A 19,809-nucleotide genomic window follows, 5' to 3' on the forward strand; every position below is an offset into this window, starting at 1 on the left:
AATGACAACGTTTATTATTACAGTTTTTGCTTTTTTCGTTGGGATTGACGATGTGAGTACAAAATTATTTCGTCGACCACTTTTATTAGCGCCAATTATTGGCTTTATTTTGGGGGATGTTCAAGCTGGATTAGCGATTGGTGCTACATTAGAAATTATGTGGATGGGAATTGGAAATGTGGGCGCCTATATGGCACCAGATATTATCACTGGTACATTAATTAGTACCTCTTTAGCCATTATGAGTCGTGGAGATGGAAATTTAGAAACTACAGTTGCTACTGCGGTAACTTTAGCTGTACCAACCGCTTTGTTAGCGCAACAATTATTGGTATTAATTGAAACAGTCAATGTCTCATTAAATGGTTGGGCACAGCGTTTAGCAGATAATGCTGATGTAAAAGGAACCAAATGGCTAATATATCCTCCAGCAATTTTGACAGGAGTTGCCAGAGCTTTACCAACATTTATTGCTTTACAATTTGGGGCAGGTGCAATTCAAAAAGTGATTGATTTATTACCGGAATTTATTATTAGTGGTTTAGGAACAGCAGGTAAGATTATTCCAGCTGTTGGTATTGCGCTATTAATGATGTCTATGATTAAAAAAGTAGAGATGTGGTTGTTTTTGATTTTAGGCTTTGTTTTGGCATCGTATATCAATCTAGATGTTTTGCCAATTACGTTAATTGCACTCGTTATTGCTTATATTTATGATTTAGCCATTCAAAAACCACAAGTCGTTCAAGCTGTTTCATCCAATTTAGAGGAAGAGGAGTATGATTTATAATGGAGCAAAAACTGACAAAAAAAGATCTTTGGGTAATGTTTATGCGTTTAAACACCATGCGTATTCCTTTAAATTATGAGACGCTTCAAGGTGTAGGTTTTATGCGAGCAATTGCGCCGGCTTTAGAGAAAATTTATCCTGATAAAGAAGAATTGCGAGAAGCAATGATTCGTCATACTGTGTTCTATAATTCACATGTAAATGGCGATGCAGCTATTTTAGGTCTAACTGCAGCAATGGAAGAATCTACTGGCCCAGACGAAAAAGAAGGGATTAATCCTTTAAAAACAGGGTTGATGGGTCCTTTAGCTGGACTAGGTGATAGCTTAGTGAAATTTACTTGGGTTCCGATTGTAGGAAGTATTGGTGCTTCATTTGCTTTGAGTGGGAGTATTATCGGACCTATTTTTATGTTTATCATGTATAATATCGTCAACATGGTAGGTCGTTATTACGCAGTTATCTATGGATATAAAAAAGGCATTCAATTTTTAAATGAAAATCAAGATAGTAACATTATTCAACGAATTTCATCTATGGCAAATGTTGTTGGTTTGATGGTGGTAGGGTCCTTAATTGCTTCTGTTATTAAGGTTGCGACCCCCCTTGAAATTTCAGTAGGTTCGAGTGTAACCGGTGAAGTTGGGGAGAACGTTATTGCTGTACAAGATATGCTAGATAAAATTATGCCATCCGTTTTAAGTCTATTGGTTACATTTATTGTGTATCGTATTTTGAAAAAAACAAATGGAAAACATGCAGCTACGATTATTCTATGTATAATGGTCATTACTGTTTTCTTGAAATACTTCGGCATTTTATAACCAAAAAATCTGTTCTATTGCACTTTTCGAGTGTTTAGAACAGATTTTTTTGATTATTTCTTACGATTTGTCTTTTCATCTGCTCTTTTTTGGTAAAAATGGTATGATAAAAAACAGTGAAAACTATACTAAGAAAAGATGGATGGGAAAAAATGATTATTATTGATTTTATTTTACATGTGGATGAACACTTACTATATTTAGTACAACAATATGGTGCAGGAATTTATCCGTTATTATTTGCTATTTTATTCATTGAAACTGGTTTGGTGGTCTTTCCATTTTTACCGGGCGATTCTTTGTTGTTTGCAGGAGGAGCTTTAGCTGCAATCAGTAATAGCTTGAGTTTACCTTTGATTTTGATAACTTGTATTGTAGCATCAATTTTAGGAAATACGATTAACTATAGTTTGGGTCGTCGCTTTGGAACACATGCCTTATATGAAGGAAAATTATCACGTTTTATCAAAGCGGAAGAACTGCAAAAAGCGGAAGAATTCTTTAATGAGAAGGGAAAATATACCATTTTCATCGGTCGATTTTTACCATTTATTCGAACATTCGTACCATTTATTGCTGGTTCAACTAAGATGAATCGCAGTACGTTTATGTTTTATAATGTGATTAGTGGGTGTTGTTGGGTGTTATTAGCCACATTGGCAGGATTTTTCTTAGGAAACATTCCTTTTATCAATGCGCATTTTTCAATGATTATGTTAGGAATTATTTTTGTTTCTTTACTACCTATGCTAATTTCGATGGCAAAAGGTTGGCAAACTAGAAGACAAGCACAATAAAAAAGGTTAGTGAATATCGTATTCACTAACCCTTTTTTTATTCATATAATGCAGCGACACGTTTTTGTAAATCAGCATTTTCTAAGAATTCATCATACGTTGTTTCTGCACGATCCACAATTCCATTAGCAGATACCACAATAATGCGGTTAGCCAAAGTTTGAATAAATTGATGGTCATGTGAAGCAAATAATAATGAGCCAGTAAACGCCATTAAACCTTCATTCAAAGCAGAAATTGATTCTAAGTCTAAATGGTTGGTTGGATCATCTAAAACTAAAACGTTAGCTTTTGAAAGCATATTTTTTGATAACATACAACGCACTTTTTCGCCTCCAGATAGGACGTTGACTTTTTTCAAGACTTCATCACCAGAGAACAACATTCTTCCTAAGAAACTACGTAAGAATGTATTGTCATCTTCTTCTTTGCTGGCATATTGGCGTAACCAGTCTAAGATAGTCAAGTTATTATCAAACTCAGCACTAGGATCTTTTGGTAAGTACGATTGACTTGTTGTGACACCCCAACGAACACTTCCTGTATCAGGTGTTAATTCGCCCATAATCACTTTAAATAATGTAGTTGTCGTAATATCATTATTAGCAACAAAAGCTACTTTATCGTCTTTATTTAAGGTAAATGAGATGTTATCCAAGATTTTTTTCCCATCGATTGTCACACTAACATTTTCTACTTGTAACAAGTCATTGCCGATTTCACGTTCTGGTTTGAAACCAACGAATGGGTAACGACGAGAAGAAGGTTGGATGTCATCTAAGGTAATTTTATCTAACATTTTCTTACGAGAAGTTGCTTGTTTTGATTTTGATGCATTCGCAGAAAATCGTGCGATAAATTCTTGTAATTCTTTGATTTGTTCTTCTTTTTTGGCATTTGATTGTGACTGTAATTTCGCAGCTAATTGACTTGATTCTAACCAGAAATCGTAATTTCCGACATATAATTTAATTTTACCAAAATCTAAATCAGCCATATGCGTACATACTTTATTTAAGAAGTGACGGTCATGAGAAACGACAATAACTGTATTTTCAAAGTTAATTAAAAATTCTTCTAACCAAGCAATTGATTGAATATCTAATCCATTGGTCGGCTCGTCTAGTAATAGAACGTCTGGTTGACCAAATAAAGCTTGTGCTAATAAGACTTTCACTTTTTGTCCAGCAGTTAATTCGCTCATGTGTAGTTGGTGTAATTCTTCTGGGATATTTAATCCTTGAAGCAAAACAGCAGCTTCTGGTTCAGCTTCCCAACCATTTAATTCAGCAAATTCACCTTCTAATTCAGCAGCCTTGATACCATCTTCATCACTAAAATCTTCTTTCATATAAATGGCATCTTTTTCTTTCATTACATCATATAGTCGTTTATGTCCCATAATGACTGTTTCAATGACTGTGTATTCTTCAAAATCAAAGTGATTTTGTTTTAAAACAGCCATACGTTCATCAGGACCTAAGGCAACATTTCCTGTTGACGGTTGGATTTCTCCGGATAATATTTTTAAAAAGGTTGATTTACCAGCACCATTTGCACCGATCAAACCATAGCAATTTCCGGGTGTAAACTTAATATTCACATCATCAAAAAGTTTGCGATCTGAAAAATGCAAACTAACATCACTTACTGTAATCAATTCTTTTCCTCACTTTTACATGTATTCTAGACCAAGGTCTCCTAGCATTATATCGGTGATAGTCAAAAGTTTCAAGGTATTGCGTTGGAATTCACGATTTCATGGATTTTTTCAAGGCGCAAACGGAATGAGTTTAAATAAAATTAATAGAAAAAACAGGACAATAAAAATCAGTGGACTGAAACTAATAATCAAGGTGGTGAGATGAATCGGTGATTTTTCTTTCTTATAAGAAACGATTGAAATGACACCAGAGATGAGTGACAGAATAATTGCGAACCAATCACCGAATGCCGATCCGACGAGAAATGTTCGTGTCATAGGAATCCAAACAACTGCAATAACTAAAACTGCTAACCCAACAGTCACTATTTTTCGCAACATAACATTTTCCTCTTTTTTTATTAGTATAGCAGGTTTTGTTATTGAAGATAATCAAGTATTTTACCCCCTTTCCTTGATATTTCTTTTGGTTAACCTTAAAATAAAAGCGATATCATTGATTAAAAATAGTGGAGGAAAAAAATGGTCGATTGGTTAGTAAGTTTACAACCTTGGCAACAAGCATTAGTAGGCACAGGATTTACTTATTTTATGACAGCATTAGGTGCCGCATTGGTTTTTTTCTTTAAAAGTATTAACCGCAACGTATTAAGTACGATGTTAGGTTTTGCTTCGGGCGTAATGATTGCAGCAAGTTTTTGGTCGTTATTAGATCCAGCGATTGAGCGAGCAACAGAAAATGGCGATATTCCATGGTTAGTTGTGAGTATTGGCTTTGGTTTAGGTGGTATTTTTCTATATGTCGCTGATAAAATTTTACCGCATTTACATTTTGGACAAAATGAGCAACCAGAAGGCATACCGAGTCATTTTAAGCGAACTATTTTGTTGGTTTTCTCAATTACACTGCACAATATTCCAGAAGGATTAGCTGTCGGTGTAGCGTTTGGTGCAGCCGCCAACGCGAGTGACCCTCGAGCAGCAGTTTTAGCTGCTATGTCAGTGGCTATCGGAATTGGAATTCAAAATTTCCCAGAAGGAGCGGCAGTTTCGATTCCTTTACAACAAGAAGGGTTAAGTCGAACCAAAGCTTTTTTTCATGGGCAAGCATCAGGATTGGTTGAACCGATTGCTGGGGTGATTGGTGCGTTATTAGTGACCAAAATGACGATGATTTTGCCTTATGCGTTAGCTTTTGCGGCCGGTGCAATGATTTATGTCGTTGTCGAAGAACTAATTCCAGAGGCCCAACTTTCATCACCTACTAGACGTCATTTTGGCGTATTTGGGACGATGTTAGGTTTTGTCATTATGATGATTTTAGATGTGGCGTTGGGATAAAAAAATGCTTAACAGGGTCGAAAAAAAGACTTGGAATTCAGTTTTTTAACTGTTTTTCCAAGTCTTTTAGCATTTTTCGATTGGGTAATAACTGATTTACACCGATTGCTACAAACATTCCGATAAAACTATCTACTACGCGAGCAAACGCATAGTGATACGATTCTGTTTCTGGAATCATAAACAAAATTGTTAAGAGTGTGGCACATGCACCGACTGTTCCTTCTTGATAACCGAAATGAGACAGCAGAGAAATCATAAAAATAATTAATAACGGCATAATGATCAGTTGGATTTCTTTCCCATCGCCAAATAATTTAAAAAGAAAAATCGCAACAATGGAAAACATGGCACCAAAAGTATTGCCAACTACGCGATGTTTGCCAAATTTTAAGGTATTAATCATGTCCTCGCGTAAAGTAAAAATTGCCGTAAGTGCAGCTACTACATACGTTTCTCGATGAAAAATAATACTAATTAAGATACAAATAAAGACACTTAGTCCAGTTTTGATAGTGCGTAACCCGATTTTCAAAAAAACTTCCTCCGTTGTTTGTTAGATAATTGGTAGTATAGCAATAAATTTCCTGAAGATAAAATGAAAACTAAACTTCTAATCAAGACAATGGAAACGTGTCTCAAGTGTTGTCTTAGCTATTCTTTGATATAATAACAATGAGAACGGATTTTCTTAATAGGAGGAAGGAAGATGGGAAAACAAACAGGTCGTATTGGGAAACTTCTCGGACCAGTAGGAAAAGTCTTACGAATTATTCCTGATTCTACAGAATTAATTAATAAAACAATTGAAGAGACAGCACCAATTATTTCCAAAGAGTTAGATAGCCGACGTGAAAATAAAAAATTATACAGAGATGTTCCAGAAGTCATTGAATTGCATGTTACACGGGCGAAAGATATTTTGGAGAAACTAGGATTTATTACACAAGAAGTTTTAGTCCAACCTAATAAAAAATATCAAAATAAAATAGATGGCGAAGTGGTCGCCATTGCACCTAAAGGAAAAACAGCGAAAATTGGCTCATTAATTAAGCTGTATTATGTCAATGAACAAGTCATTTCAGAATCACGGCAACGTGAATTGCCAGATATGATTGGTATGCATGTGGATGAAGCCAAAGATTTTTTACTAAATGTGGGGTTAAAACCTGTCTTAAAACTAGCTACGCCACACAAAAAATATGCGTATACACATGAAAATATTGTCGTCGATTCCGACCCTAAATTGGATTTGTTTCATAAATATGTCAAAGCAGGTAGTATCATTCAATTGTATTATGTGAACGATTATGTGGTGAATCAAAGCAAAAAATTACTAGCAGAAAAAACACCTAAAACAGTAGTTCCCAAAAAATCATTCTTTTTTAAAAAGAAAAAATAAAACAGCTGGCTTTTCAAAAAGTCAGCTGTTTTTTATCTGAATGTTATTAGTAAGATCGACGGTTATGGCTTCTTCTAGATCCGGTTAACCAACGGACAATGAAGAAGGCGATTAATAAAGGAATACCAAATTTAAACGCTACATAGAACAAGCCACCTACTAAGGATAAAAGAATCTTAATAGCGAAACTTGCGATAATCAAACCAACCACTAACTTAATAATATTTGCCACTGTCGAATTATTCATCATTTTTTCCTCCTGTTTTTCTTCTTGTACTTAATTTATCAAAAAGAAGCAGGAAAAACATCCGTCTTAAGAAGGATTATCCGCGAATTTGACCATCTCCATAGACAATGTATTTCGTTGAGGTTAGTTCTGGTAAGCCCATTGGTCCACGCGCATGAAGCTTCTGGGTAGAAATTCCAATCTCTGCACCGAAGCCAAAGACAAACCCATCTGTAAATCGAGTAGAAGCATTTACATAAACCGCAGCTGCGTCAACTTCTTTTAAGAATTTTTGGGAAGCGAAGTAATTGTCAGTAACGATTGCTTCAGAATGTTTCGTATTATATTGATTAATATGCGCAATTGCTTCTTCAATCGAATCGACAATTTTCACGGCAAGAATATAATCTAAATATTCAGTTGCCCAATCTTCTTCTGTCGCTAATGCTGCATTTGGCAAGAACTGTTGCGCACGGGCATCGCCGCGCAATTCCACTTGGCCATCTAATGTCTCTACTAATTTTGGTAAGAAAAATTCCGCCACATCTTGATGAACTAATAAGGTTTCAATCGCATTGCAGACAGAAGGACGTTGCACCTTAGCATTAACAGTAATATCTAATGCCATTTGTAATTGTGCATCTTTATCGACATAGACATGATTATTCCCTGTCCCAGTTTCAATTACAGGAACAGTCGCAGTTTCTTTGACACGTTGAATTAAACCAGCGCCCCCACGAGGAATTAAAACATCCAAATAATCAGTTAAGCGCATCAATTCATTTGCGACTGCATGTGACGTATCATCAATGAATTGAATCGCGTAAGGAGAAAAATCATTTGCGATTAGTGTGTCTTGTAAAATTTTCACTAAAATTTGATTTGAATAGAAGGCTTCTTTACCCCCACGTAAAATAACGGCATTCCCTGTTTTAAAACATAGACTAGCTGCATCGGTGGTCACATTTGGTCGTGATTCATAAATAATTCCGATAACACCTAAAGGAACGCGTTGGCGTCCAATCATTAAACCATCTGCATTTTTCCACATTTTTTCCACTTCACCAATTGGATCTGGTAATTGCACGACTTGGCGCATGCCGTCTGCCATATCTTTAATCCGTTCTTCTGTTAGACGCAAACGATCTTTCATGGTTTCTTTGATGCCATAATCATCTGATTTTGCTAAATCTTGCTCGTTGGCTTCTAAAATCACAGAAATATTTGCTTCAAGTGCATCTGCCATTTTTTCCAACAATTGATTTTTTGTGGCAGTATCTAATAAACCGAGTTGATACGCACTTTCTTTTGCTTGTTGCCCTAATGTGTGTAAATCTGTCATATTCATTCCTCCTTAAAGAATGTTCCAATCTCTTCTCCATTGACGATATCAAAAATAACTTTTGGACGTTTGCCATTGGCTAAAACCATCGCGCTATGATTTTCCAAGACGCGTTGCGCAGCTTTTAGTTTACTATACATGCCACCTGTGCCATATTGACTGCCTTTTCCACCTGCACGAGAATATAAATCATCATTGATTTCAGTTACGCGAGAATATAATTTCGCTTCTTTATTCGTAGCGGGATTATCTGAATAAAAGCCATTAATGTCTGACAGCATAATTAATAAATCCGCATCAATTAATTGCAATACGATGGCTGAAAGTTGGTCATTGTCACCAAATTTTGTGGTATGGTCTAATTCATCGACAGCGACCGTATCATTTTCATTAATAATCGGAATAATGCCCATTTTTAGCAATTGATCCAAGGTATTCACGACGTTTTTGCGACTCTCAGGAAATTCAATTACATCTCGAGTTAATAAAACTTGCGCTGTTTGTTGGCTGTAAGTTCCAAAGCGTTGACCGTAAATCGACATTAACTCAGCTTGTCCGACTGCTGCGACTGCTTGTTGTTCAGGAATCGATGCAGGACGACGATTCATATTTAATTTATTCATCCCCACACCAACAGCACCAGAAGAAACTAAGATGACTTCTTTCCCACGATTTCTTAAATCTGTTAATGCAAAAGCCAATTCATCGATACCAGCTAAATTAATATTGCCATTGGGGTAGATTAAGGAACTGGTTCCAATTTTAATGACGATACGTTCGGCTTTGTATAAATTTTTTCGCATAAGCTACCTCTTTTAGTTTATATAGTGCTTCTATTGTACTAGCAAAAAGGTATTTCGTCATGTAAATTCTTTCAAAATTCAGAAAAATTGAGAGTAAATGTGAGAGGAAAAATCCTTTGCTAAAAATTATACCAAAATATTGGTTAGGAGCAATTCTACAAAATATCGCTAGCGAAATAAAGAAAAGTTGCTTACAATTAAACTAAATAATTAGTCATGGCAAAAACATCTAAAAAAATTGGAGGAAAGCAGGAGCAAATTATGGAAAAAAATACAAAAAGTCTTAGCTGGAAAATTATTCCTATCAGTACCATTGAAGGCGTGCGTTTTGGTCAAGTTGAGAATCAAGACGGCATGACGGGAGTCTCTGTTGCCTTGTTAGCGAAGAATACAGCAGGTTTAGATATTTGTGGCGGTGGGCCGGCAAGCCGTGAAGCTCATTTATTATCACCATTAACAGATGATAAATCAATCAATGCACTAGTTTTTTCAGGTGGTTCTGCTTATGGATTAGCCGCTTCAGATGGGGTTATGCGTTATTTGGAAGAGAGCAACGTAGGCTATACGGTAGTGGATGCCGTGGTTCCTTTAGTCGTTCAATCGTGTATTTTTGATTTAAATATGGGAAATTCTAAAATCCGTCCTGATGCTGACATGGGCTATGCGGCTTGTGTTGCGGCTGAAAAGGCTGAAGAACCACTTTCTGGAAATGTTGGTGCGGGAACTGGTGCAACAGTTGGAAAACTATGTGGCATGCAGCAAAGTCAAAAAGCGGGCATTGGTTATTTTGCGGTTCAAGTGGGAGAACTGAAAATTGGCGCCATGGTTGTTGTTAATGCAGTTGGCGATATTTTTAACTATCAAACGGGAGAGAAAGTAGCAGGAGTAGTGACACCCAACCGCAGCGATTTTTTGCCAACAGATGAACTCATGATTCAAGCGCAACAAGCATTAACCAACGGCGCTAATACTACGTTAGCAGCAATTTTTACGAATGGAAAATTTTCAGCACCTGAAATGAATCGAATTGCTGCCATAGCGCGAACTGGTTTGGCTCGTTCCGTGCGACCAGTCAACACGATGGCAGACGGCGATGCAATTTACACCTTTTCACTAGGAGAAGTGGCGGCGGATTTGAATATTGTTGGTACGTTAGCAGCGAATGTACTTTCAGAAGCCATCTTAAAGGCAATCGAAAACACCACCCTTTCCGATACTGAGTTTTTACAGTTGATTTAAGTAACTTTATAGTAGAAATAAGATGAATGAAAGCACCCTTTCATTCATCTTATTTCGTGTGCTGCCATACTTAGGCGAGAAATGTCCAATAATTTTAAATTTTCTCAACAGAAGAAACAAACTTTCTTCGTATTTTTTGAGTAAGCTAATATCTAGACCATTAACTTTCAATTTTTATGCGAACTTATGTTAAAATAGGCATAGTATTTATTGGAGGTTTATGATGAAAAAACGAGGATTTGAACGTGTAACAAGTTTTGAAGGACAAGCAATCAATTTACCTATAAGAGCAACCAATCATGCAGCAGGTTATGATTTTGAAGCTGCTGCAGATGTCGTGATTCCGAGCATTTGGAAACAATTTTTCTCACGTAGCATTGGGAACAATCAAGCAGTTGAAAAGAAAATCAAACCGGTATTAGTACCGACAGGGATTAAAGCTTACATGGGCGATGAAGAATTTTTACAATTAGCCAATCGCTCTAGCAATCCGTTGAAACGTTTCTTAGTTTTAAGTAATGGGGTAGGCGTGATTGATAGCGATTATTATAATAATGAAGCAAATGAAGGCCATATCATGTTCCAATTTACGAATTTTGGTTTACGTGATGTCACGATTAAAAAAGGTGAACGAATTGGTCAAGGGATTTTCTTACCATTTTTAAAAGCCGATCAAGACGAAACAATTGGGGAACGTACAGGCGGGTTTGGTTCTTCTGATAAATAAAGGAGGACAAGATGGCAAAAAAAGCAAAAACCCAATTTGAATGTCAGCACTGTGGCTATATTTCTCCTCGTTATTTAGGAAAATGTCCGCAATGCGGTAGCTGGAATTCAATGGTAGAAGAAAAAATTCAAGATACGTCTGATCGTCGTACACGTACGACATTAACTGGGCAAAAAATGCAACCGACGAAATTAGCGGATGTTATTCCCAAAAAAGAACCTCGTGTGCAAACGCAACTAGGTGAATTAAATCGCGTGTTAGGTGGCGGTGTCGTTCCTGGTTCAATGGTCTTACTTGGTGGTGATCCAGGGATTGGTAAATCGACACTATTATTACAAGTCTCACAGCAACTTGCCGCAACAGGTGGGAAAGTGTTGTATGTTTCGGGCGAAGAAAGTGCCGAACAAATTAAAATGCGTGCGCAACGTTTAGGCGTGGTGGATAATGAATTTTATTTATATGCAGAAACAGATATGCACGATATTAGCCGAGCGATTGAAAGTTTAGAACCCGATTATGTAATTATCGATTCGATTCAAACAATGACTCAACCAGATATTAGTAGCGTTGCAGGAAGCGTCAGCCAAGTGCGTGAAACCACTGCAGAACTGTTAAAGATTGCCAAAACAAACGGCATTGCGATTTTTATCGTTGGTCATGTGACGAAAGAAGGATCGATTGCCGGTCCAAGAATGTTGGAGCATATGGTGGATACCGTGTTGTATTTTGAAGGGGAACAACACCAGAGCTTCCGTATTTTAAGAGCAGTCAAAAATCGGTTTGGTTCAACGAATGAAATTGGTATTTTTGAAATGCGTGAAGGTGGATTGGAAGAAGTCGCTAATCCCTCACAAGTTTTTCTTGAAGAACGTTTAGCAGGCGCGACAGGTTCAGCAATTGTCGTTGCCATGGAAGGCAGTCGTCCGATTTTAGTAGAAATTCAAGCCTTGGTGACTCCTACGATGTTTGGAAATGCCAAACGAACTACTACCGGCCTCGATTTTAATCGTGTCTCGCTGATTATGGCAGTTTTGGAAAAACGTGCCGGATTGTTGTTACAAAATCAAGATGCTTATTTAAAAGCAGCTGGTGGTGTGAAATTAAACGAACCAGCCATTGATTTAGCGATTGCGATTAGTATTGCTTCGAGTTATAAAGAAAAAGGAACGGAAGCAACCGAATGTTTTATTGGTGAAATTGGGTTAACCGGTGAAATTCGCCGAGTAAATGCAATTGAGCAACGAGTGAAAGAAGTACAAAAATTAGGCTTTAAAAAAGTCTATGTTCCCAAAAACAACTTAGTCAATTGGGAACCGCCTAAAGGAATTAAGGTAGTCGGTGTAGCGACATTAGATGAAGCATTAAAACGGGTTTTTCGTTAAGAAAAATAAAACAACGTAGATTAAACTCATTCAGTATGAGAAAATGAATACATACTGAATGAGAATTGGAGGATGGAATATGCAAAAACGTGTCATTACAGTGCTAATGGTCATTGCCGGAGTAAGTATTGGTGTATCTTTATTACCACTTGCTTGGAATACTATTGGTCAAGCAGATAATGACTGGCTAAATAATACGGTTACCAATAGCTTATTAGGTGCAATTATTTTCTATTTATTTTCTTTGCTAGTGGTAAACCAAATTTCAGCTGGGATTAAAAAAATCGAAAAAAAATTAAGTGAATTTAGTCTGACCTACTTATTATTTGGGGCGATTGGTACGATTATTGGCTTAATTATCGGGGTAATTGTTTCTATCCCGTTGTATAATTGGAGTGTCCCTTTTGTTAATAGTGTGGCGCCGATTTTAGTCATGTGTTTATTGGGCTATTTAGGTTTTCAAATTGGAACAACACGTATTGAAGAGTGGAAAAAAATCTTTGGTTCAAAAAATAAAAAAGTCGAACCACAAACAGAGCAACAGTTGTTGGATCGTAAATTAGAAGATTCTTTTCATAAATACAAAATTTTAGATACAAGTGTTATTATCGATGGACGAATTTATGATATTGCTAAAACAGGCTTTTTAGAAGGCGTTATCATGATTCCGAATTTTGTCTTGTATGAATTACAATATATTGCTGATTCAGGTGACAGTTTAAAACGCGTTCGTGGACGTCGTGGTTTAGATATTTTAAATGCGTTACAAAAAGAAGAAGGCATTACCGTTGAGATGTACGATGGTGATTTTGAAGATATTACTGAAGTGGATAGTAAATTGTTACGATTAGCGAAATTATTAGATGGTGTCGTGGTAACGAACGACTACAATTTAAATAAAGTGGCAGAATTTCAAAATGTACCTGTTTTAAATATTAATGCTTTAGCGAATGCAGTAAAACCTGTCGTCATTCCTGGTGAAGCGATGGAAGTCTTGGTCGTAAAAGCCGGAACAGAGCGCCAACAGGGAGTTGCTTATCTAGATGATGGCACGATGGTTGTCGTAGAAGACGGACAACATTATATGAATGAACGAATTAAAGTTATCGTGACCAGCGCTCTACAAACCGCTGCTGGACGAATGATTTTTGCGAAACCTGCTCATTCTGGTCGCGGAATCGATAACCCAGAAAATTAAGACTTAAATAAAGATAAAACGATCCGAACAATAGAGAATGAAGAGCAGGTTCTCTATTGTTCGGATCGTTTATTTTTATTGATACTTTTTGCTGAAAATATCTGTACCGATTGAACCGATAACAATCAGTGCCAATGGTCCAAATGAATAAACAATTGATCCCGACAAAAATGAAAATTCAACCGTAGTTAATTTTGTAAAAATAAACAGGACAATTTTGGCAACAATTAATAATAAACCAAGCATAGTGACAGTATCAAAAAAAGTCTTTAACTTAGGATATTTAAGCTTTTTGCTGTCCGTAATAATTTTATTTTTCAAATAAACATCTCCTTTCAAAAGCTCATCAATTGTAATGTTAAATATGTCACTTAATTGAATCAATGTTTCAATTGTGGGATAGCCTTTCTCTCGTTCCCATTTCGAGATGGATTGTCGACTGATAGTTAAGAGGTTCGCTAATTCTTCTTGCGATAAGTTGTGTTTCTTTCGTTCCTCTTTAAGTATTTTATGAAAATCTATTTGACTCACCTCCGTTTATCATTCTAACTGACTGGCTATTTTTTGGTAAGAACTTTATCGTAGCACGCTGTAACCGTATCGTTGCAAGTTTGACAGGTTCGCTTTTGTTGGTTTACCTATGTAAAAGCATAAATTGAAACTAAAGCAAGCAGCAGTTGTGTTGATTTAACTAAGAAAAATAAAAAATAGCTAGAAAAACGGATTAGTTAGTCGGTTGACTTTACTAATCTGCTTATTAAATGTACAATTCTAGCTGAAAGGCTTATTTTGTAGATAAGCAGGAATCTATTATCGAAGCTAATTGTTAGCATTCGCATTCAAAAGAAGAGGAAGATGACAATGACAAAAGTACGTGTACGTTATGCACCAAGTCCAACTGGGCATTTACACATCGGAAATGCTCGAACAGCATTATTTAACTATTTATATGCGCGTCACAATGACGGTGAATTTATTATCCGTATTGAAGACACCGATCAAAAACGTAATATTGAAGATGGCGAAAAAAGCCAATTAGAAAACTTAAAATGGTTAGGCATTGATTGGGATGAATCTCCAGAAAATCCAGGTGTGTATGGTCCTTATCGTCAATCTGAACGTAAAGATATTTATCAACCATTAATTGACCAACTATTAGCTAGCAATCGTGCGTACAAATGCTATTGTACAGAAGAAGAATTAGAAGAAGAACGTGAAGCGCAACGTGCGCGTGGCGAAATCCCTCGTTACGGTGGCAAATGTGCCAACCTTTCTGTTGAAGAACAACAAGCAAAAGAAGCAGCAGGTATTCAACCAGTTATTCGTTTCCGTGTACCAAAAAATGTAGAATACAAATTTGATGATATCGTTAAAGGTGAAATTGCTTTTGAATCAGATAATGTAGGTGGCGATTTTGTTATCCAAAAACGTGACGGAATGCCAACTTATAACTTTGCAGTGGCAGTTGATGACCATGAAATGAAAATCACGCATGTATTGCGTGGAGATGATCATATTGCGAACACACCAAAACAAATGATGATTTATGAAGCATTTGGTTGGGAAACACCGCGCTTTGGTCATATGACCTTGATTATTAACTCAGAAACAGGGAAAAAATTAAGTAAACGTGATGAGTCTATCCTACAATTTATTGAACAATACCGTGAATTAGGGTATTTACCAGAAGCAATGTTTAACTTTATTGCTTTGTTAGGTTGGTCGCCAGTGGGTGAAGACGAGTTGTTCTCTCAAGAAGAAATCGTTAAAATGTTTGATCCAAATCGTTTAAGCAAATCTCCTGCCGCTTTTGATGGCAAGAAATTAGAATGGATTAACAACCATTACATGAAACAATTAGATCTAGATGCATTGACAGATATGTGCTTACCTTATTTAATCGCAGATGGTCGCATGGAAGAAAATCCAACACCAGAACGTTTAGAATGGTTGAAAAAAGTTGTCAGCTTGTATCAACCACAAATGAGTTATGCAGCAGAAATCGTGGAAGTATCTAATTTATTCTTTACAGAACATCCTGTGTTGGATGAAGCAGCTAAAGAAGTTTTAGCAGGTGAAACTGTTCCAACCGTTTTACAAGCCTTTAAAGCGCAATTAGAAGCAATGGACGTTGTAGATGCACCAACGGTTAAAGCCGCCATTAAAGCTGTTCAAAAAGAAACTGGTGTTAAAGGTAAAAACCTATTCATGCCAATCCGCGTTGCTGTTTCAGGCCAAACACACGGACCAGAATTACCAGATACTGTTGAATTATTAGGTAAAGAAAAAGCATTAGCCCATTTAAATCAAGTTTTATAATAAACACAATGAACAGACGAAGTACAAGTTTCCTTTTTTAAAGAGAGATTGCGGTCGGTGAAAGCAATCAAAAAGGACTTAGAAATGCACCTGGGAGTGGCTTTGGTAAAAACCAAAGACGGCAAAAGCCCGTTACGCTTATATGAGGCAGAGAAATTCTGCAAATAAAAGTGGAACCACGCCCAAAGCGTCTTTTAAATAGGGAAACCTATTTGAAAGACGCTTTTTGCTGTGAATCACAACGACTCAGCGACTGTAAGGAGCAGAGAGTTGATGATGAACAGCACTAGCAGAGCGAAGCGAGGGTAGTCCCCTTTTCCCCGAATCACAACGACTCAGCGACTGTAAGGAGCAGAGAGTTGATGATGAACAGCACTAGCAGAGCGAAGCGAGGGTAGTCCTTCCTTCGACTCACTTGCTACAGCTAATCAGTAGGTAAAAAAACAAACAAAGAAGGTGAATGAACATGAGTTGGCTAAAACGAGCCGTCCAAGCGGTAAAAGACAATGATCCAGCCGCACGTTCGACTGCAGAAGTCATATTGACTTATCCAGGAATCCACGCGTTATTTTGGCATCGTATTTCTCATTTTTTATATCAACATAAATGGTATTTATTAGCAAAAATGAATGCTCAATTTTGGCGATTTATGACAGGGATTGAAATTCATCCTGGAGCCAAAATTGGTCGTGGTGTTTTTATCGATCATGGAATGGGATTAGTGATTGGTGAAACCGCAGAAGTCGAAGATGACGTGATTTTGCACCATAATGTGACTTTAGGCGGAACTGGCAAACATAAAACGAAACGTCATCCGACAGTTAAAAGAGGCGCGCTAATTTCCGCTCATGTTCAGATTTTAGGACCTGTAACGATTGGTGAACGAGCAAAAGTTGGTGCTGGAGCAGTTGTGTTACATGACATTCCTGCTGATGCCACAGCAGTAGGCATCCCAGCAAAAGTTGTTCGAATGAAAGGAGAGAAAATTACGAATGATCAAGATTTACAATACACTAAGTAGAAAAAAAGAAGAATTTCATCCTCTAGAAGAAGGTAAAGTTAAAATGTATGTTTGCGGACCAACCGTTTATAACTACATTCATATTGGAAATGGTCGGAGCACGGTTTCGTTTGATACGATTCGTCGTTATTTGGAATTTCGCGGATATGAGGTGAATTATGTATCGAATTTTACCGATGTCGATGACAAAATTATTCGAGCTGCTAAAGAATTAAAGATTACGGCACCTGAAGTTGCAGATCGCTTTATCGAAGCATTTACTGAAGATACTCAAGCCTTAAATGTTAAACCCGCTTGCGCACATCCTCGGGTGATGGACCACATTGATGATATTATTGATTTTATTCAAGTGTTAATCGACAAAGGATATGCTTATGAAGCAGAAGGTGATGTGTATTACCGAACACGTAAGTTTGAATCTTATGGGAAACTAAGTGATCAATCAATAGATGAACTAGAAGTTGGTGCTAGTCAGCGTACAGGTGAAGAGCAGCAAATCAAAGAAGACCCGTTAGACTTTGCTTTATGGAAATCAGCAAAACCAGAAGAGATTTCTTGGGAGTCACCATGGGGACAAGGTCGTCCAGGCTGGCATATTGAATGCTCGGTAATGGCAACGAAATTACTTGGTGATACCATCGATATTCACGGGGGTGGACAAGACTTAGAATTTCCTCATCATGAGAACGAAATTGCTCAGAGTGAAGCGAAAACAGGCAAAACTTTTGCAAATTATTGGATGCATAACGGTTATGTAACCATTGGTGATGACGATGAAAAGATGAGTAAATCCCTAGGTAATTTTGTGACAGTTCATGAGATGGTTCAACAAATTGATCCACAAGTTTTGCGTTTCTTTATGGCAACTACTCAATATCGCCGTCCAATTCGTTATAGCGAAACAACCTTAAAAGAAGCAACCACAAATCTGCAGCGGTTACGAACAGCTTATGAAAATGCGGGCTTCCGTTTAGCAGATGCTCAAGATTCTTTACCAAACGATACGGAAAAACTGGCAGAAATTCAAACGTTAATCGAACGCTTTATTGAAGAAATGGATGACGATTTTAATACAGCAAATGGGATTACGGTTATCTATGAATTAGCGAAGTGGTTAAATTTATACAGTGAACAAAGCGAAGTATCTAAAGCAATTTTAGAAGAAGTACGTGCAACATTCACACAACTATTAGAAATTTTTGGGATTGTTTTTCAAGAAGAACTAGTAGATTCAGAAATTGATGCGTTAATTGAAGAACGTAATCAAGCACGTAAAGATCGTAATTTTAGTCGAAGTGATGAAATTCGCGATTTATTGAAAGAACAAGGGATTCTTTTAGAAGATACCCCGCAAGGAACTCGATGGAGAAAAGAATAATGAGAGATTATCGACAATTAAATGGTTTAGCATTAGCTTATGTGGGCGATGCGATTTATGAGGTATATATTCGTGACTACTTGGTATCACAAGGACAAACTCGACCGAATCAACTGCACCGCATGGCAACTCACTATGTTTCAGCCAAAGCGCAAGCCGCTTTAGTGCAAAAAATGTTAGAGGACGATATTTTAACAGCCGAAGAACAAGATTTTTATCGTCGTGGGCGAAATAGTAAAAGTCATACAAGTGCGAAAAATGCAGATATCACCACCTATCGTATTTCAACTGGATTTGAAGCCTTAATGGGTTATTTGCATTTGACAGAACAAAAAGAACGTTTGGAAGAATTGATTCAGTGGTGTATTGAAACAGTCGCTGAACAAAAATAGAAGCAGAAGGAAGAGTAACATGACGAAAAAAGGGATTCTAATTGTGAACCTGGGAACACCTGAAAGTCCCACTACGACACATGTAAGAGAATATTTAAAAATATTTTTATCTGACCCGCGTGTAATTAAAACACCGGCAGCTATTTGGAAACCAATTTTAAATGGGATTATTTTACGTACGCGTCCAAAGAAATCTGCGAAGTTGTACGAAAGTATTTGGCGCAAAGAAGGTTCGCCGTTATTAATCTATGCCAAACAGCAACAAGCGTATTTACAAGAATTGTTACCTGACACCAAAGTTGCTTTAGCCATGTCGTACAGTCATCCCTTTATTCCAGAAGCGATTGATCAATTATTAGCAGAAGGAATTGATGATTTAACTATTTTACCGTTATATCCGCAATATTCAGGGACAACAGTGGGTTCGGTTTTTGATGATGTGATGAAATATTTTGTTAAGAGTGATAAAATCGTGAATTTGCATTTTGTTCGTTCCTTTTACGATCATCCACTGTACATTCAATATTTCGCGGATAAAATCAAAAATCAATTAGAAAAACAATCTGTAGATGCCTTATTATTTAGCTATCACGGTATTCCCGTTTCTTATGTGTCTGATGGCGATAATTATCCAAGTGAATGTACCCGAACGACTGAATTAATCATGCAACAAATTGGCGAAGTGCCTTTTTATCAAACCTATCAATCTAAATTTGGTCCTGCTGAATGGCTAACACCAGCTACAGATGCGACATTAACCAATTTTCCTAAAAAGGGGATTAAGAAAGTGTTAGTGATTGCGCCCGGATTTGTAGCAGATTGTTTAGAAACTATTGAAGAATTAGAAGAAGAGAATAAAGGCTATTTTATGGAAAATGGTGGTGAAGCTTTTTATTACTTACCACCATTTAACGATGATCCAACATTAGCCGAAATTTTAAAACAACTTGCGACAAATTAATTAA

Annotated in this window: 21 protein-coding genes and 1 other annotated feature; of the genes, 14 read left to right on the forward strand and 7 right to left on the reverse strand. The window is 36.9% G+C overall.

The window, feature by feature from the left end:
* Window position 1 precedes the first annotated feature (1 nt).
* The 3 genes from DOK78_RS02060 (at window position 2) to DOK78_RS02070 (ending at window position 2,411) form a co-directional block, all read left to right on the forward strand.
* On the forward strand, window positions 2-790 hold the full coding sequence (locus DOK78_RS02060) for a PTS mannose/fructose/sorbose/N-acetylgalactosamine transporter subunit IIC (RefSeq protein WP_207941895.1): 789 nt from the start codon (window positions 2-4) through the stop codon (window positions 788-790).
* The gene (locus tag DOK78_RS02065; RefSeq protein ID WP_207941896.1) at window positions 790-1,614 is read left to right on the forward strand and encodes a PTS system mannose/fructose/sorbose family transporter subunit IID; all 825 of its coding nucleotides are present in this window, start codon (window positions 790-792) and stop codon (window positions 1,612-1,614) included. The genes DOK78_RS02060 and DOK78_RS02065 overlap by 1 nt, the downstream gene beginning before the upstream one ends.
* A 152-nt stretch (window positions 1,615-1,766) precedes the next feature.
* The gene (locus DOK78_RS02070; RefSeq protein ID WP_207941897.1) at window positions 1,767-2,411 is read left to right on the forward strand and encodes a VTT domain-containing protein; all 645 of its coding nucleotides are present in this window, start codon (window positions 1,767-1,769) and stop codon (window positions 2,409-2,411) included.
* Window positions 2,412-2,448: 37 nt separating this feature from the next.
* Here the strand turns inward: DOK78_RS02070 and DOK78_RS02075 are convergent, their stop codons facing one another.
* The gene (locus DOK78_RS02075) at window positions 2,449-4,071 is read right to left on the reverse strand and encodes an ABC-F family ATP-binding cassette domain-containing protein (RefSeq protein WP_207941898.1); all 1,623 of its coding nucleotides are present in this window, start codon (window positions 4,069-4,071) and stop codon (window positions 2,449-2,451) included.
* Window positions 4,072-4,182: 111 nt separating this feature from the next.
* Window positions 4,183-4,455, reverse strand: coding sequence for a hypothetical protein (locus DOK78_RS02080; RefSeq protein ID WP_207941899.1), 273 nt, complete (start codon window positions 4,453-4,455; stop codon window positions 4,183-4,185).
* 141 nt (window positions 4,456-4,596) lie between these two features.
* Here DOK78_RS02080 and DOK78_RS02085 point away from each other — a divergent pair, with 141 nt between their 5' ends.
* The gene (locus DOK78_RS02085) at window positions 4,597-5,415 is read left to right on the forward strand and encodes a ZIP family metal transporter (RefSeq protein ID WP_207941900.1); all 819 of its coding nucleotides are present in this window, start codon (window positions 4,597-4,599) and stop codon (window positions 5,413-5,415) included.
* A gap of 37 nt (window positions 5,416-5,452) precedes the next feature.
* Here DOK78_RS02085 and DOK78_RS02090 read toward each other — a convergent pair whose 3' ends face one another.
* Window positions 5,453-5,950 (reverse strand): FUSC family protein, encoded by a 498-nt coding sequence (locus DOK78_RS02090; RefSeq protein WP_207941901.1) that lies wholly within the window; start codon window positions 5,948-5,950, stop codon window positions 5,453-5,455.
* A 174-nt stretch (window positions 5,951-6,124) separates the two neighbouring features.
* Between DOK78_RS02090 and DOK78_RS02095 the strand changes: the two genes are divergently transcribed.
* A complete protein-coding gene (locus tag DOK78_RS02095; RefSeq protein ID WP_207941902.1) occupies window positions 6,125-6,817 on the forward strand; it encodes a hypothetical protein in 693 nt (230 codons plus the stop codon).
* 46 nt (window positions 6,818-6,863) lie between these two features.
* Here the strand turns inward: DOK78_RS02095 and DOK78_RS02100 are convergent, their stop codons facing one another.
* The 3 genes from DOK78_RS02100 to proB form a co-directional block, all read right to left on the reverse strand.
* A complete protein-coding gene (locus DOK78_RS02100) occupies window positions 6,864-7,067 on the reverse strand; it encodes a hypothetical protein (protein ID WP_207941903.1) in 204 nt (67 codons plus the stop codon).
* Window positions 7,068-7,140: 73 nt separating this feature from the next.
* Window positions 7,141-8,385, reverse strand: coding sequence for a glutamate-5-semialdehyde dehydrogenase (locus tag DOK78_RS02105; protein WP_207941904.1), 1,245 nt, complete (start codon window positions 8,383-8,385; stop codon window positions 7,141-7,143).
* A 2-nt stretch (window positions 8,386-8,387) separates the two neighbouring features.
* Window positions 8,388-9,188 (reverse strand): glutamate 5-kinase, encoded by an 801-nt coding sequence (gene proB / locus DOK78_RS02110; RefSeq protein ID WP_207941905.1) that lies wholly within the window; start codon window positions 9,186-9,188, stop codon window positions 8,388-8,390.
* Window positions 9,189-9,449: 261 nt separating this feature from the next.
* Here proB and DOK78_RS02115 point away from each other — a divergent pair, with 261 nt between their 5' ends.
* The 4 genes from DOK78_RS02115 to DOK78_RS02130 all read left to right on the forward strand — a co-directional run bounded on the left by DOK78_RS02115 (window position 9,450) and on the right by DOK78_RS02130 (window position 13,734).
* The gene (locus tag DOK78_RS02115) at window positions 9,450-10,427 is read left to right on the forward strand and encodes a P1 family peptidase (protein ID WP_207941906.1); all 978 of its coding nucleotides are present in this window, start codon (window positions 9,450-9,452) and stop codon (window positions 10,425-10,427) included.
* A gap of 223 nt (window positions 10,428-10,650) precedes the next feature.
* Window positions 10,651-11,154 (forward strand): dUTP diphosphatase, encoded by a 504-nt coding sequence (locus DOK78_RS02120; RefSeq protein WP_207941907.1) that lies wholly within the window; start codon window positions 10,651-10,653, stop codon window positions 11,152-11,154.
* 11 nt (window positions 11,155-11,165) lie between these two features.
* A complete protein-coding gene (gene radA / locus DOK78_RS02125) occupies window positions 11,166-12,536 on the forward strand; it encodes a DNA repair protein RadA (protein WP_207941908.1) in 1,371 nt (456 codons plus the stop codon).
* A 79-nt stretch (window positions 12,537-12,615) separates the two neighbouring features.
* Entirely contained in the window at window positions 12,616-13,734 is a 1,119-nt protein-coding gene (locus DOK78_RS02130) for a PIN/TRAM domain-containing protein (RefSeq protein ID WP_207941909.1), read from the forward strand.
* Between the two features lie 75 nt (window positions 13,735-13,809).
* Here DOK78_RS02130 and DOK78_RS02135 read toward each other — a convergent pair whose 3' ends face one another.
* Window positions 13,810-14,265 (reverse strand): helix-turn-helix domain-containing protein, encoded by a 456-nt coding sequence (locus DOK78_RS02135; protein ID WP_207941910.1) that lies wholly within the window; start codon window positions 14,263-14,265, stop codon window positions 13,810-13,812.
* 330 nt (window positions 14,266-14,595) lie between these two features.
* Here DOK78_RS02135 and gltX point away from each other — a divergent pair, with 330 nt between their 5' ends.
* The 5 genes from gltX (at window position 14,596) to hemH (ending at window position 19,805) form a co-directional block, all read left to right on the forward strand.
* Window positions 14,596-16,053 carry a glutamate--tRNA ligase gene (gltX, locus tag DOK78_RS02140; RefSeq protein WP_207941911.1) on the forward strand — a complete coding sequence of 486 codons (1,458 nt, stop codon included), beginning with the start codon at window positions 14,596-14,598 and terminating at the stop codon, window positions 16,051-16,053.
* Window positions 16,053-16,251 (forward strand) — a binding site (T-box leader). It overlaps the preceding gene by 1 nt.
* Window positions 16,252-16,519: 268 nt before the next feature.
* The gene (epsC, locus tag DOK78_RS02145; protein WP_207941912.1) at window positions 16,520-17,074 is read left to right on the forward strand and encodes a serine O-acetyltransferase EpsC; all 555 of its coding nucleotides are present in this window, start codon (window positions 16,520-16,522) and stop codon (window positions 17,072-17,074) included.
* The gene (cysS, locus tag DOK78_RS02150; protein ID WP_207941913.1) at window positions 17,046-18,452 is read left to right on the forward strand and encodes a cysteine--tRNA ligase; all 1,407 of its coding nucleotides are present in this window, start codon (window positions 17,046-17,048) and stop codon (window positions 18,450-18,452) included. The genes epsC and cysS overlap by 29 nt, the downstream gene beginning before the upstream one ends.
* The gene (locus DOK78_RS02155; protein WP_207941914.1) at window positions 18,452-18,844 is read left to right on the forward strand and encodes a Mini-ribonuclease 3; all 393 of its coding nucleotides are present in this window, start codon (window positions 18,452-18,454) and stop codon (window positions 18,842-18,844) included. Before cysS ends, DOK78_RS02155 begins: the two co-directional genes overlap by 1 nt.
* Window positions 18,845-18,863: 19 nt before the next feature.
* Window positions 18,864-19,805, forward strand: a complete 942-nt coding sequence (gene hemH, locus DOK78_RS02160; RefSeq protein WP_207941915.1) for a ferrochelatase — start codon at window positions 18,864-18,866, stop codon at window positions 19,803-19,805.
* Window positions 19,806-19,809: the final 4 nt, after the last annotated feature.

Origin of the sequence: Enterococcus sp. DIV2402 (assembly GCF_017426705.2) — a bacterium.
GTDB lineage: Bacteria > Bacillota > Bacilli > Lactobacillales > Enterococcaceae > Enterococcus_F > Enterococcus_F lowellii.

Excerpts from the sequence above, each read along its gene's own strand:
- hemH (WP_207941915.1), top strand. The coding sequence starts at position 18,864 with ATGACGAAAAAAGGGATTCTAATTGTGAACCTGGGAACACCTGAAAGT.
- DOK78_RS02065 (WP_207941896.1), top strand. The coding sequence starts at position 790 with ATGGAGCAAAAACTGACAAAAAAAGATCTTTGGGTAATGTTTATGCGT.
- DOK78_RS02100 (WP_207941903.1), bottom strand. The coding sequence starts at position 7,067 with ATGATGAATAATTCGACAGTGGCAAATATTATTAAGTTAGTGGTTGGT.
- DOK78_RS02130 (WP_207941909.1), top strand. The coding sequence starts at position 12,616 with ATGCAAAAACGTGTCATTACAGTGCTAATGGTCATTGCCGGAGTAAGT.
- gltX (WP_207941911.1), top strand. The coding sequence starts at position 14,596 with ATGACAAAAGTACGTGTACGTTATGCACCAAGTCCAACTGGGCATTTA.
- radA (WP_207941908.1), top strand. The coding sequence starts at position 11,166 with ATGGCAAAAAAAGCAAAAACCCAATTTGAATGTCAGCACTGTGGCTAT.
- DOK78_RS02115 (WP_207941906.1), top strand. The coding sequence starts at position 9,450 with ATGGAAAAAAATACAAAAAGTCTTAGCTGGAAAATTATTCCTATCAGT.
- DOK78_RS02070 (WP_207941897.1), top strand. The coding sequence starts at position 1,767 with ATGATTATTATTGATTTTATTTTACATGTGGATGAACACTTACTATAT.
- DOK78_RS02155 (WP_207941914.1), top strand. The coding sequence starts at position 18,452 with ATGAGAGATTATCGACAATTAAATGGTTTAGCATTAGCTTATGTGGGC.
- epsC (WP_207941912.1), top strand. The coding sequence starts at position 16,520 with ATGAGTTGGCTAAAACGAGCCGTCCAAGCGGTAAAAGACAATGATCCA.
- DOK78_RS02105 (WP_207941904.1), bottom strand. The coding sequence starts at position 8,385 with ATGACAGATTTACACACATTAGGGCAACAAGCAAAAGAAAGTGCGTAT.
- DOK78_RS02085 (WP_207941900.1), top strand. The coding sequence starts at position 4,597 with ATGGTCGATTGGTTAGTAAGTTTACAACCTTGGCAACAAGCATTAGTA.
- proB (WP_207941905.1), bottom strand. The coding sequence starts at position 9,188 with ATGCGAAAAAATTTATACAAAGCCGAACGTATCGTCATTAAAATTGGA.
- cysS (WP_207941913.1), top strand. The coding sequence starts at position 17,046 with ATGATCAAGATTTACAATACACTAAGTAGAAAAAAAGAAGAATTTCAT.
- DOK78_RS02095 (WP_207941902.1), top strand. The coding sequence starts at position 6,125 with ATGGGAAAACAAACAGGTCGTATTGGGAAACTTCTCGGACCAGTAGGA.
- DOK78_RS02060 (WP_207941895.1), top strand. The coding sequence starts at position 2 with ATGACAACGTTTATTATTACAGTTTTTGCTTTTTTCGTTGGGATTGAC.
- DOK78_RS02080 (WP_207941899.1), bottom strand. The coding sequence starts at position 4,455 with ATGTTGCGAAAAATAGTGACTGTTGGGTTAGCAGTTTTAGTTATTGCA.
- DOK78_RS02120 (WP_207941907.1), top strand. The coding sequence starts at position 10,651 with ATGAAAAAACGAGGATTTGAACGTGTAACAAGTTTTGAAGGACAAGCA.